The 13,520-nt window shown below is 60.3% G+C and carries 7 protein-coding genes; all 7 read left to right on the forward strand.

The window, feature by feature from the left end:
- The first annotated feature begins 263 nt into the window (after positions 1 to 263).
- From BJD12_RS18730 to pglZ, 7 genes are read left to right on the forward strand one after another with little or no spacing between them, the layout of a single operon-like run.
- Positions 264 to 1,190 (forward strand): helix-turn-helix transcriptional regulator, encoded by a 927-nt coding sequence (locus tag BJD12_RS18730; protein ID WP_005996554.1) that lies wholly within the window; start codon positions 264 to 266, stop codon positions 1,188 to 1,190.
- Between the two features lies 1 nt (position 1,191).
- The gene (locus tag BJD12_RS18735) at positions 1,192 to 1,992 is read left to right on the forward strand and encodes a hypothetical protein (protein ID WP_005996551.1); all 801 of its coding nucleotides are present in this window, start codon (positions 1,192 to 1,194) and stop codon (positions 1,990 to 1,992) included.
- Positions 1,979 to 2,530, forward strand: coding sequence for a BREX protein BrxB domain-containing protein (locus tag BJD12_RS18740; protein WP_042828569.1), 552 nt, complete (start codon positions 1,979 to 1,981; stop codon positions 2,528 to 2,530). The genes BJD12_RS18735 and BJD12_RS18740 overlap by 14 nt, the downstream gene beginning before the upstream one ends.
- Before the next feature lie 14 nt (positions 2,531 to 2,544).
- Positions 2,545 to 5,985, forward strand: a complete 3,441-nt coding sequence (gene brxC / locus BJD12_RS18745) for a BREX system P-loop protein BrxC (RefSeq protein WP_042828568.1) — start codon at positions 2,545 to 2,547, stop codon at positions 5,983 to 5,985.
- 13 nt (positions 5,986 to 5,998) lie between these two features.
- Positions 5,999 to 9,355 (forward strand): Eco57I restriction-modification methylase domain-containing protein, encoded by a 3,357-nt coding sequence (locus BJD12_RS18750; RefSeq protein WP_005996545.1) that lies wholly within the window; start codon positions 5,999 to 6,001, stop codon positions 9,353 to 9,355.
- Positions 9,352 to 11,184 carry a DUF262 domain-containing protein gene (locus BJD12_RS18755; RefSeq protein ID WP_005996543.1) on the forward strand — a complete coding sequence of 611 codons (1,833 nt, stop codon included), beginning with the start codon at positions 9,352 to 9,354 and terminating at the stop codon, positions 11,182 to 11,184. Before BJD12_RS18750 ends, BJD12_RS18755 begins: the two co-directional genes overlap by 4 nt.
- Positions 11,175 to 13,520 (forward strand): BREX-1 system phosphatase PglZ type B, encoded by a 2,346-nt coding sequence (gene pglZ, locus BJD12_RS18760; RefSeq protein ID WP_005996541.1) that lies wholly within the window; start codon positions 11,175 to 11,177, stop codon positions 13,518 to 13,520. Before BJD12_RS18755 ends, pglZ begins: the two co-directional genes overlap by 10 nt.

A 13,520-nucleotide genomic window follows, 5' to 3' on the forward strand; every position in this document is an offset into this window, starting at 1 on the left:
GGTCACCATTCTTCTTTTTTGTCTTCCGGTGGGTCCAGACCCTTGGGGGCTGTGGTGCAGCCAGCTTCCGCAGCCCACCTTCAGGAAGCGAAAGTGACTGATCGTCTTTGGGCGGCTGAATTTGCACCCGGCGCTGCCTTCACGCTAGTGGTTATCAAAATGCGACGCTTGTGCGAACATTGCGAGGATGGTTGCAAGGAGCGGAGTAGCACTTGGGCACACGAGAACTTGGAAAGTCATTGCCAACCCAACAAGTGAGCGGGATGTCGAACGAACAGCTTACAGATCTAACCCAGCCACAACGCGACCGGCTCGCGTTTGTGGAGTTGCGTGTGCGCTTCATCGGGGAGATACGCCGCCAGGATTTGGTCACGCGGTTTGGTATCCAGTCGGCAGCTGCATCCAGAGATCTGGCACTGTACAAAGAGCTGGCGTCCGGCAACCTCGAATATGACGCCAAGGGCAAGTCCTACGTCATTGGCCCAAGTTTTCAGCCGGTCTTCGAGTTCCCATCGGAGCGCGCGCTGTCGTGGCTGACGCAGGGCTTCGGGGATGGCGAGCCAATGGGGTTCAAAGCATGGGTAGCGAGCGAAAGCCCGTCCTGGCTGACGCTTCCCGATCTGGACGTCCTTGCAAGCGTGACCCGTGCGATCCACCAGGAATGCCCGCTTGACATTGAGTACCACTCCATTTCAGGTGGTCGCACCAAGCGAGAGATCATTCCGTTCGCGCTGATCGACAACGGCCTCCGCTGGCATGTCCGCGCCTTTGACAGGAAGTCCAATGAGTTCCGGGATTTCGTTATCACACGGATCAGGCGTCCCGCGGTGCTCAAAGGCCAGCCAGTGGCACCCCACGAGACAAGCGATCAGGACATTCAGTGGACGCGGATCGTGGAGCTTGAGCTGGTTCCCCACCCAGATCAGCCCCGACCAGAGATCACTGAAATGGACTACGGCATGTGCAACGGGGTGCTGCACATGAAGTTACGCGCCGCCACAGCCGGGTACACCCTCCGGAGATGGAGTGTCGACTGCTCACCGGATCACTCTTTGCGTGGGCGTGAGTTCCGGCTTTGGTTGAAGGATCACCTTGCCATTTACGGTGTGCGCAACGTGGGGCTGGCGCCGGGTTACCGATCCCCCGATGGGGCTAAGCCGATGCCGGCTGAACTACAGGAATACTCTTAACGTGGCCGTAGAGAACAATCACAACAACAGGCTGGAGCGCCTGGGGTTCAGTTACGAACGCGGCGGTGTCCATACCGCCCGGACGATGATGCTCGTCGAGCTACGTACCCTGCTGTCATTTGTGCACAAGGCGGACGCGCCCAGGGTCGACTATCTGGAAGCCGTTCACACCGCCAACTGCCTGGGCAAACGCTCCGGCAAGACGCGGACGCTGACATTTCGACACCTGGCTGACCTCTACGCGCTCGATCCCAGTTTGTTGGTGTTCCGCGCTCTGCGTTTCTTCTGGCAGCGGGATGTAGATGGGCAGCCGCTGTCGGCCGCCTTGTGCGCCTCTACCCGTGATCCCATGTTCCGAGCTACCGCACCCTTCGTTCTGGGGTTCCAGGAAGGAGCAACCATCACTCGTGAGTTGATGGAAGAGTTCATCGATGCGCAGGAGCCTGGGCGCTTCAGCAAAGCCACGCTTAAGTCCACCGCACAGAACATCAACTCGTCCTGGACCCAATCAGGTCACCTGTCTGGTCGCGTCCGCAAGGTGCGAGCTCGTGCAGTGGCGACGCCAGGCGCGGTATCCGTGGCACTTCTGCTTGGCTACGTGAGCGGTCTGCGTGGCGAGTCGCTGTTCAAGAGCGACTATACGAAGATGCTCGAGTGCTCCTTCGAACGAACGATCGAGTTGGCCGAGGACGCCTCGCGCCGGAGCTGGATCTCGCTCAAGCGCGTCGGCCAAGTGGTCGAAGTGCTTTTCCCTAATCTGATCACTGCGCAGGAACAGGAGTGGTTACGTGAGCCGAATTAAACGACTGACTCAGTCATACAGCAAATACGTCTCTGTGCCATGGCGTAAAGACGCCGCCGCTGCCCAGCGCGTCATTTTCTGCGTGTACCACGAAACGGAAGAGCTGCGCTTGCGTGCGAAGGTCGATGAGTTCGAGATCGCGACTCGCGCGGCGGGTCATGACTGGGCTGAGTTCGACCTGACCGACTCTTTCCCGAACTGGCTTGCATCCCAGCGCTACGCCAAGAGCTATTTTCAGAGGCCCAATCTTCTTACGACGCTGTTGCCCAAGTACCTGGGCTACATCGAGACCGAGTTCGATGCCTTTCTACAAGAAAAAAATGTCAGCGACCACTTCGTCGTGGCACTCCAGGGCGTCGGTTCGCTGTTTGGTTTCTTGAAGGTCAAGGAAGTCGTGGACAAGCTCGCTCCCAAGGTGAAGGGCCGCCTGCTGGTCTTCTTCCCCGGCAGCTACGAGGAAAATAACTACCGCTTACTGGATGGGTACGACGGCTGGAACTACCTAGCCATACCAATTACCGCGGACAAAGAATTTTGAACAAGGGGAAGCAAATGCTCAATCGCGACATTTATCAAAAGGACCCGTCGACCCGAAAGCTGGTTAACGAGGGTGTGGCCAGCGTCAACGACGAAAAAACCAATCAGGCACTGTCCGTCCTGCGGTACGAGCTTGAAACCTTCGTCTGCGATGGCCAGTACGAAAAGGGTCTGGAACACATCCTCGACGTCTACCTGAAAAACATCGAGCAGGCCGAGCAGCCTGCCGTGTGGGTCAGCGGCTTCTACGGCTCGGGCAAGTCGCACCTGGTCAAGATGCTGCGTGCGCTCTGGGTCGACAGCGCCTTTGACGACAACGCCACCGCGCGGGGCATCGCGAACCTGCCACAAGGCGTGAGCGACCAGTTCAAGGAACTCAGTACCCAGGCGAAGCGCCACGGCGGTCTGCATGCGGCGTCTGGCACGCTGGGTTCCAGTTCGCGCGACAAGTCCGTTCGCATGGCCCTGCTGGGCATCCTCTTCAAGTCCGTCGGCCTGCCGGAGCAATACCCGGTGGCGCGCTTTGTCATGTGGCTCCAGCATGAAGGCATCTACGACGCCGTGCGGGGCCATGTAGAGAAGAGCGGCTTCGACTGGAACGAAGAGCTGGACAACTTCTACGTGGCGGAGGGCCTGCACGAAGCCCTGGTCAAGGCCAAGCCCAACCTGTTCACGTCGCCAGCGTCCTGCGTCGAGACCCTGAACAACCTGTACCCCTATGTGCAGGATGTCTCCAGCGGCGACATGCTCAAGGCCATTCGCCAGGCGCTGACCCGCGACGGCAAATTCCCGCTGACCCTGGTAGTGCTCGACGAGGTGCAGCAGTACATCGGTGAAGACAGCCAGCGCTCCATTGATGTGCAGGAAGTGGTCGAGGCCTGCTGCAAAAACATCGGCGCCAAGATGCTGTTCATCGGCACCGGCCAAACAGCCGTCACCGGCACCTCCAACCTCAAGAAGCTTGAGGGCCGCTTCACTGTGCGTGTGGAGCTGTCCGACGCTGACGTCGATGCCGTGATCCGTCAGGTCATCCTGGCCAAGAAGCCCGAGGCCAAGGCACCGGTCGAAAAAGTGATGCAGACCAACCTGGGCGAAATCTCACGCCACCTAGCCGGCACCACCATCGGCCACCGCGCCGACGACATTCAATTCTTCCCGCAGGACTATCCCATCCTGCCGGTGCGCCGTCGCTTTTGGGAAAACACCCTGCGTGTGCTGGACCAGACCGGCACCGACAGTCAGTTGCGCAACCAGCTCTCGATGATCCACAAGGTCATCCAGACCAATGTGGATGCACCGGTCGGCAGCGTGGTGCCAGCGGACTACCTGTACTTCGATGCGGCCGACAAGCTGCTGCAGTCGCGCATCCTGCCGCGCAAGGTGCATGAGAAGACCATGGTCTGGGTCAAAGGCACCGATGACCAGCGCCTGATGGGCCGCGCCTGTGGTTTAGTGTTTCTGATCAACAAGCTGGCCAGCAGCAACAACGAAATAGGCATTCGCGCCACCGTCGACACCCTGGCCGATTTGTTGGTGGAAGACCTCACCCAAGGCTCCAGCGCGCTGCGCAGCAAGCTCCCGAGCGTGCTCGATAAGTGCGAGCTGCTGATGACGGTCGGTGACGAGTACCGCATCCAGACAGAAGAAAGCGCCGCCTGGAACGACGAGTTCCTCAGCCAGCGCAACAGCCTGGCCAACGAAGCCCACCGGGTAGACGCGGAGCGCGACGATCGCATCCGCCGCCGCTTCGGCGAGATGGTGCGCAAACTGTCGCTGACCCAAGGCACGTCTAAGGTCACGCGCGATATCTTCCCGGTGTTCGATGCCCAATTGCCGGGCGACGCCGCCGAGAAGGTCTGCGTATGGGTGCGCGATGGCTGGAGCATTGATGAGAACTCGGTGCGGGCCGATGCGCGCCAGGCGGGCAACCAGTCGCCCACCGTGTTCGTGTTCATCCCCAAGCGCTCGGCCGATGATCTGCGCCACTACCTGATCGACTTCAAGGCCGCCAGCGCCACGCTGGACAAGCGCGGCGTACCCAACACCGCCGAGGGCACCGAGGCCCGCTCGGCCATGGAGACCACCAAGCAGACCGCTGAAGGCAAGATCCGCGAGCTGCTGCAAGAGGCCTTCTCGGGCGCCCGCGTCTTCCAAGGCGGTGGCAACGAGATCCTGGGGACCGACCTGCAGGACATGACGCTGGAGGCTGCCACCAACGCGCTGCAGCGGCTCTACCCGCAGTTCAACATCGCCGACCACGCCGGTTGGCCCAAGGTCTACGAGAAGGCGCAGAAGGGTGCGCCAGATGCCCTCAAGAGCGTGGGCGACGACGGCGAGCCCGCCAAGAATCCGGTCTGCAAAGCCATCCTGGCCTTCATTGCCGGTGGCAAGAAAGGCATCGACATCCGCAAGAACTTCGAGGGTGCAACCTACGGCTGGCCGGGTGACGCGGTGGACGGCGGCTTGCAGGTGCTGCTGGTGGCAGGGCTGATCCGCGCCCAGGACGAAAAGGGTCAGACCATCGACCCGAAGGACCTGGAACGCAAGGTTATCGGCAAGACCATGTTCAAGGTCGAGTCGGCCACAGTGTCAGCGGCGCAGCGCATCCAGATCCGCAAGGTGCTGCAGAAGGTCGGCCTCATCGCCAAGCAAGGCGAAGAGCTGGCCTACGTGCCGCAGTTCCTGGTCAGCGCGCAAGAACTGGCCAACCGCGCCGGGGGCGAGGCCCCACGTCCGGCACGCCCCGTGACCACCACACTGGAAGAAATCCGCCTGACGGCAGGCAACGAGCAGCTGCTGGCCCTGTACAACCAGCGCGACGAACTCAGCGCCGCCATTCACACCTGGACGGATCTGGCCGAGCGCATCGACAAGCGCATGCCCGCCTGGAACACGCTCAAGCGCCTGCTGGCCCAGGCCGATGGGGTGTCGGGGGCTGAGGTCTTGGTGGCACAGGTCACGCACCTGGAGCAGCAGCGCCAGTTGTTGGAGGAGCCTGATCCCGTCACGCCGCTGGTGGCCAGCCTCACTCAGTTGCTGCGCGACGAACTGAACCGGCTGCACACCGACTACCAGACCCGCCACAAGAACGGAATGGCGCGCCTGGACGCCGATACCAACTGGAAGCAGCTGGAGCCCGAGCAGCGCAACAGCCTTCTGGTCGCCCAGAAACTGACCCTCACCGACGCGCCCAAGGTGCAAGTGGCCAATACCGACGAAGTGCTGGCCACGGTCGATCGCTTGTCGCTGTCGTCGTTTGCCGACCGCGTAGCCGCTATCGACTCGCGCTTCGACGCGGTGCTGGTGGCTGCCGCCGAGTTGATGGAGCCCAAGGCGCAGTTCGTCAAGCTGCCCAGCCGCACCATCAAGACTGACGAAGACATCGAGGCCTGGCTGCTGGACGCCAAGCAAACCATCGCACAGGCCTTGAAGAACGGCCCGGTCATCCTTCACTGAGGCCTCATTCCCCATGATGCAAGCACTCGACAAAGACCTGCGCAGCGCGCTGGAAAAGACCGTCAAAGCGGCCCGCACGGTGGCGGAGACGGCTGCGAACGCGGCCGTGGAGCAACTGGGTGTCGGGCACGACAAGCCCGAAGCTTTCCTGAGCAATGACGAGAAGGCGCTGCGCAACCGCCTGCGCACCCACGGTAAGCAGCTTGGTGACGCCCGCGACTCGAAGAGCACCAACCCAACTTACGGCAAGCAAGCCGTGCAGCACCTGGTGCAAGAAGTGGCCTACCAGCACTGGCACCGCATGCTGTTCGCGCGCTTCCTGGCCGACAACAATCTGCTGATGTACGACAGCGTGGCCGTCACCATCGAAGAGTGCGATGAGCTGGCGCCCGACGAAGGCGCCAAGAGCGGCTGGGAGCTAGCCGGCAGGCTGGCCGCCCGCATGCTGCCGCAGGTGTTCAAGCCCGGCTCACCAGTGTTTGAGCTGACCTTTGCGCCCGAGCACCAGAGCGAACTGGAACGCCTGCTCAAGCACTTGCCCGATGCCGTGTTCAAGGCCAGCGACAGCCTGGGCTGGGTGTATCAGTTCTGGCAAGCCGACAACAAGGAACGCATCAACAAGTCGGAAGTGAAGATCGGCGCCGACGAGTTGCCCGCCGTCACCCAGCTCTTCACTGAGCCGTACATGGTGGCTTTCTTGCTGCACAACTCGCTCGGCGCTTGGTGGGCCACCCGGCATCCGTGCAAGCCATGTCCGGTGAACCTCGACTATTTCCGCACCCTGGAAGACGGCACCCCGGCCGCAGGCAAGTTCGAGGGCTGGCCCGACTCGCTGGCCGACTTCAAGTTGCTCGACCCATGCTGCGGTTCGGGTCACTTCCTGGTTGCCGCCTTCCTGATGCTGGTGCCGATGCGCATGGCTGCGGAGGGTCTGACGGCCAAGGAGGCGGTGAATCGCGTGCTGGCCGAGAACATCCATGGGCTGGAGCTGGACCCGCGCTGCGTGGAGATCGCCGTGTTCGCGGTGGCGTTGGAGGCATGGCGTTATCCGGATGCATCTGGCAGGCCGCTCGGTGTTGGAGAGATTCCGGCCCCCAACATCGCGTGCTGTGGCCTCAAGGTTGCGGCGAAGGCGCAAGACTGGGAAGCGCTGGTTCCAGACGAAGCCCCCAACGCTGAATACGTGCGTCAAGAGTTGCGCCAACTGCACGCCAGCTTTTCTGATGCGCCACTGCTTGGCAGTCTGCTGGACCCGGCACGTAGCCTGAAGAATGACCTCGCCACCTCCAGTTATGAGACGTTGAGGGCGTTGTTGCGGAAAGCCTTGGCCACTGAACGCCCAGCCAACCTGCTGGCTGAGGACGATGACCGGTGGGATCTGGCGCTAAGTGCTCAAGGATTGCTTGAAGCTGCGCGTCTTTTGGATGCGCGCTATCACTTGGTGATAACGAACGTCCCATACCTCTCACGGGCCAAACAATCTGACGTTCTAAAGGACTATTGCGAACGGCACTATCAGGAGGCAAAGAACGATCTCGCCAATGTTTTTCTGGAGCGCTGTTTGGAGTTGGCGCGAGACGCGGGCGTAACTCAGATTGTTATGCCGCAGAACTGGCTATTTCTCGCAGGATACAAAAAGCAGCGAGAAAAATTGCTCAAGACGACCCTCTGGAATCTATTGGTTCGGCTTGGACCGGGCGCATTCGAAACAATTGGCGGGGAGGTTGTAAACGTCATTCTCATGACCCATACGCGGAAGCAGCCCACTCCCAATTTCATGCTCAGGGGAATAGATGTCAGTACGTCTAGGCCGGCACAACAGAAGGCAAAAAACCTTGTAACTGAGCCATTGGCATCTGTGTCTCAATCCAACCAATTGAGCAATCCCGACTCGCGAGTTGCACTTTCTGATATTCAATCGGGAAGCCTCCTCGCCGATATTGGCGATTTTGGCAAAGGAAGCACAACAGGCGATAGTCCGAGGTTCTTGATTGAGTTTTGGCAGATTGCGCGACTGCAACCCTCAAATGTGCCCTGGGTCGATTCACCAACCCCTAGAGCACCTTGGTCGGGCAGGTCGCTTGTTACCACCGTGTGTCTAGACGATCCGAACCTGAACGCCCAGTTAGGCTGTTGGCTACGGGGTAACGCAGTGTGGGGGAGGCGTGGTGTTGCTGTAAATAAAATGAAGGAATTGGAGCCATTCCTTTATTCGGGTGAAGTTTTTGACGATAACGTTTGCCCAATTGTTCCAGGAGACGAATCGCTCATACCAGCCATCTGGGCGTTCGTGTCGGACCCAAGCTATCGGGAAGCTGTTCGCGAAGTTGATCGGGCCCTGAAGGTTACTGCCGGAACGCTTACCAAAGTTCCCTTCGACGCGACCTATTGGAGCCAAGTAGCAAAGGAAAAATACCCTACTGGTTTGTCAAAACCGTATTCGGACGATCCGACCCAATGGCTGTTTCACGGCCATCCACGATCAGCTTCCGACCCGCTGCAAGTCGCAGTCGCTCGCCTAGTCGGTTACACCTGGCCAGCCGAATCTGACGACAAGATGGAGTTGTCAGATGAGGCGCGGGGATGGGTCTCGCGCAGCAAGACGCTCGCGAGTCATGCCGACAAAGACGGCATCGTCTGCATTCCGCCCGTGGGCCGGGAGGCATCAGCCAGCGACCGTCTGCTGAATCTGCTGGTGGATGCCTACGATGCAGACTGGAGCAACGACGTCCTGGCACAGCTGCTGACGGCCGCCGACCACGCCGGCAAGTCGCTCGAAACCTGGTTGCGCGACAAGTTCTTCACCCAGCACTGCGCACTGTTCGGCAATCGCCCGTTTGTGTGGCACATCTGGGACGGCCTGCGCGATGGCTTTGCCGCCTTGGTCAGCTACCACAAGCTTGACTACAAGACGCTTGAAGCCCTGATCTACACCTACTTGGGTGACTGGATCAGCCGCCAGAAGCGCGATGCTGAGAGCGGCGTCGACGGAGCTCAGGAAAAGTTGGCGGCGGCTGATGCACTGAAGAAGCGCCTGGAGTTGATCCTGGCCGGTGAGGCGCCCTACGACATCTTCGTCCGCTGGAAGCCCATTGAGCAGCAGCCCATTGGCTGGAACCCCGATCTCAACGATGGTGTGCGCCTCAACATCCGCCCCTTCCTTTCTGTTGCTGATGTCGGAAAAAAGGGTGCCGGTGTTCTGCGAGACAAACCAAAGAGTCTGCATTGGGAAAAGGACCGTGGCAGTGATGTGCCGTCTGCACCTTGGTACGAGCTTGGCCTGCAGTACGGCGGCAAGGTGGGCGACCGCATCAACGACCACCACTTGAGCTTGGCCGACAAGCGCAAGGCGCGGGAGAAGGCCAAATGATCAAGTCGGTCAACAACTACCCGGTCTCGCAGCTCTTCGACATCGAAGCAGGGGTCGTCTATGCGATCCCGCGCTATCAGCGCGAATACACCTGGAAGATGGAGCAGTGGGAGTCGCTTTTCGATGACGTCGAAGAGAACGATCCCGGGTACTTTCTGGGTTCGATTATCTGCATCAACCAGACCACTGACACCCTGGCGGTGCAGCGGCTGGAGGTGGTCGACGGGCAACAGCGGCTGACGACGCTGTCGCTGCTCTTCGCTGCGTTGTACCAGTCGCTGAAACTGCACGAAAAAGACCTAGACGACGACCAGCGCGTGGAGCTGATCAACCTCAAGCGCAAGCTCGTGCTGAAGAAGGGAGACGACCAGTTACGCGTCATCCCGCAAATTCAGAACAACAACCAGAACGACTACCGCGCCGTCTTGTCCGACGTGGGCGTGATCAGCCCGTTCGATACGCCAGCCTACGCGGGCAATCGCAAGATCTTCCGCGCCTTCCGGTACTTCCAGGGTCGCATCGAAGAGATGGTGCAGGGCGAGAACGATCGCCTGGCGTCGATCATGGCCTTCCTCGACAAGGTGAGTCAGGCCTGCCTGGTGAAGATCGAGGTGGCCAGCCACGCCGACGCTTACACGCTGTTCGAGTCGCTCAATAACCGGGGCATGCCGCTCACGGCCATCGACCTGATCAAGAACAAGCTGCTGGCACGGCTGGAGACCACCGAGCCCGGCAAGGTCGACCACTACTTTGACGTGTGGAACAAGCTGCTGGGGTATCTGGGCGACGACTACAGTGTCCAGGAGCGCTTTTTCCGGCACTACTACAACGCATTCAAAGACCCGCTGAACGTACCGTTCCGCAAGGACGAGGACAAGAGAAAGGACCCCTTGGGGCCGGTGGCCGCAAGGTCCAACCTGATCCAGATCTACGAGAAGCTGATCAATCAGGACGCCAAGCACCACCTACAGGCCATCCGTTCCGCTGGCCAGCTTTATGCACTGATGCTGGCCCGGAACACAGACGAGGCCTGGGCTCCTCTGGACAAGCCGCTGAAGGACCTGGACCGCATTCAGGGCGCCCCGTCTTACCTGTTGATGCTGTACCTGCTGGTGCGTCGTGAGGCGCTGGGCATCAACGTGGCGCAGCTGGAAGAGATCGCGCGGCTGCTGGTCTGCTTCTTTGTTCGACGCAATCTCACCGACACACCGCCCACCCGCGATCTGACGCGCCTGTTCATGGCCATCATCGACAAGGTGGCCGCACTGTCAGGCGATGCCGTGGTAACCAATATCCGCAGCGAGCTGCTGGCTGTATCGGCCAGCGACAAAACTTTCCGCAGCAAGCTTGAAGGCGCCATCTACGAGGAGAATGCCGGGGTCACCCGGTTCGTGCTGTGCGCTTTGGCCGAGCAAAGCATGACCAAGGAGACCTGGGTCGATCTGTGGAAGTACGAAGGCAAGCTCTTCGTGTGGACCATCGAACACATCTTCCCACAGGGCGACAACATCCCCGCGTCTTGGGTGAGCATGATTGCCGACGGCGATGCGAAGAAGGCCAAGGCCGTTCAAGAGACCCGCGTTCACAACCTGGGCAACCTGACGATTTCGGGCTTCAACAGTGCGCTGGGCAACAAGAGCTTCAAAGACAAGCGCGACCGCACTGACAGCAAGGGCCGTGAGGTGGGCTACAAGAACGGGCTCAAGCTGAACGCCGAACTGGCAACGGCCGAGGCCTGGAGCGTGGCGCAGATCGATGCGCGGACGTCCAAGCTGGTGGGCCAGGTGATGGGGCTCTTCGCCATGACGGAGGGCCAGCCATGCGCGTGATCGAACATCTGGTCAAGACCCTGCGCGACTCGGCGATCTTCAACCCCGAGGTTCAAGTCGCGCCCTCGTGCATCTTGTGGCCCGACAAGGACCGCCAGTGGGAGGCTGTGATCCCGCGCCTGCAGAGTGAGCTGGCGGAACTGCTGGTGCTAGGCGACTACACGCCTGAGAACCGCACGGGGCCGGCCATTTGGCTGCGCTGCGTGATTGCCGGCAAGGCGCCCGATGTCACTTTGCCAGCCGACCGCGTGCCGGTGTTCTACCTGCCTGGCGTCAGCCGCCAGGACCTACGAGCGATCGAAGACTGCCCGGACCTCTTGAAGCCCTTGGCCGAGCTGCAGTACAGGGGCGTGATCTGGTCACAGGCGAACGCCAAGGACTGGACCATCATGGCTTTCCTGAAGTCCGACCAAGGCGGCATGGGTCTGGATATGGCCCAGGACAACGATGCCAAGAACGCCATGCAACTGGCGCTGTACCGGCTGCTGGATGAAGAACGCGAGCTGCTGAAGGGCAAGCGGCTGGATAAGGACTACTTCAACACCCTGCTGACCGGTGGCGACCCGGTACGCGACCTGCTGCAGTGGCTGGATCTGGGCGAAGCGTTCCAAACCACGCGCGGCGCAAACGAGTGGGCGGCCTTTGTGGAGGTCTGCAAGTCACAGCTTGCGTTCAACCCTCAGGCCGAGGGGGTATTAGCGGGGGCCAGCAAGCTTGCGATGCGTGAAGGGCCCTGGCATTCGGTGTGGGAGCGGTACAGCGAAGCGCCCCAGCGCTACCCCCACATCCCGAACCGAATACGCCAGTGCAAGCCGCCACAGCTGGGGATCTTCGACGCGCCGGGAGAGAAGCTGAGCGGTTGGCCACAATGGAACGAAGAGCAGGAAAAGTCGCTCCAGCATGATCTGCTGGCGCTAAATCACCTTCCTGCGCACGAAGCAAGAAAGCGGGTGCTGGAGATCGAGAAGGCTCACGGACCGCGCCGCGAGTTGGTCTGGGCTGAGCTTGGGGAATCGCCGCTCGCGTTGGCGGTTAAGCACCTGGCCTTAGTGGCTGAAGTTACTAAAACTAGTTTGGCTGCCGGCTCGGTTTCAGACATGCAATTAGGCTACGCCTCCCAGGGCTGGCGGGCTGACGACGCGATGCTGTTGGCTCTGGCCTGTGTTGACAAGGCAGTAGACGTTGAAGCTGTGACGTCGGCGATACGCGCGATCTATCTACCGTGGCTGGAAGAGTCCGCCAGATACCTGCAGCAGGTGATTTCTGGATCGGTGTATCCGGGCGGAAGGATCGCTGAGGCACCTGCGTTCTATAGGGTCGATGGAGAATGCGTTCTGTTTGTGGATGGCCTTCGCTTTGATGCCGCGCGTCGGCTCTCGGCAACCCTGGAGGCGAGTGGCTACCAGGTTGCGGAAGCGATGACCTGGGCCGCCTTGCCCAGCGTCACTGCAACCGGCAAAGCCGCCGTGTCCCCAGTGCGCAGCAAAATCAGCGGCAGTGATCACTGTGACGATTTTGAACCCGGTGTCGCCGCTACGGGTCAATCGCTCAAAGGCGGCTATCACCTGAAGAAGTTGCTGAGCGCCGACAACTGGAAGGTTCTGGACAGAACAGACAACGGTGACGGGCACGGCAACGCTTGGTGCGAATTCGGCGATATCGACAGTGAGGGCCATGTTCGCGGCTGGAAATTGGCCAAACACATCGACCCACTTCTTGGCGAAATCGCAGAACGTATTGCTGCGTTGTTGGCCGCAGGCTGGACTCGCATCAAGGTGGTGACCGATCACGGTTGGCTACTTATGCCGGGCAAGTTGCCAACCATCCAGATGTCAAAGGACCTCACGGACAACAAGTGGGGGCGCTGCGCCTCGATCAAGTCAGGCGCTTCCACCAATGAGCGCTTGTACCCCTGGTTCTGGAACCCGAATCAGCAGTTCGCTCTTGCTGACGGCGTGGGGTGTTATGGAAAATCGGTGGATTACAACCATGGTGGATTGAGTCTTCAAGAATGTCTCACCTTAGAGCTGATCGTGACCCGAGGCGCGAACGCATCAGTCAGGCAAGCCGCCCAGGTGACGGACATCGCCTGGAGGGGCTTGCGCTGCACGGTGGCAGCGGACGGCCAGTACGCGAGCCTGTTGCTCGACATTCGTACGCGCGCGGGCGACCCCACAACCAGTGTGGTCGTAAGCATCAAGCCACTTAAGGACAACGGCGCCGCATCGGTGGTTGTTGAGAACGAAGAACTGCAGGGGTTCGAGGCATTTTTGGTCCTGCTCAGCGCGTCTGGCGAACTGGTGGCCGAAGCGAACACCGTGATCGGCGGAGCGTGA

The sequence above is a fragment of the Xanthomonas vesicatoria ATCC 35937 genome, from assembly GCF_001908725.1.
GTDB lineage: Bacteria > Pseudomonadota > Gammaproteobacteria > Xanthomonadales > Xanthomonadaceae > Xanthomonas > Xanthomonas vesicatoria.

What these genes read in the sequence shown, in the direction of transcription:
- BJD12_RS18730 (WP_005996554.1), top strand. Translation starts at nt 264, where the DNA reads ATGTCGAACGAACAGCTTACAGATCTAACCCAGCCACAACGCGACCGG.
- brxC (WP_042828568.1), top strand. Translation starts at nt 2,545, where the DNA reads ATGCTCAATCGCGACATTTATCAAAAGGACCCGTCGACCCGAAAGCTG.
- BJD12_RS18750 (WP_005996545.1), top strand. Translation starts at nt 5,999, where the DNA reads ATGATGCAAGCACTCGACAAAGACCTGCGCAGCGCGCTGGAAAAGACC.
- BJD12_RS18755 (WP_005996543.1), top strand. Translation starts at nt 9,352, where the DNA reads ATGATCAAGTCGGTCAACAACTACCCGGTCTCGCAGCTCTTCGACATC.
- pglZ (WP_005996541.1), top strand. Translation starts at nt 11,175, where the DNA reads ATGCGCGTGATCGAACATCTGGTCAAGACCCTGCGCGACTCGGCGATC.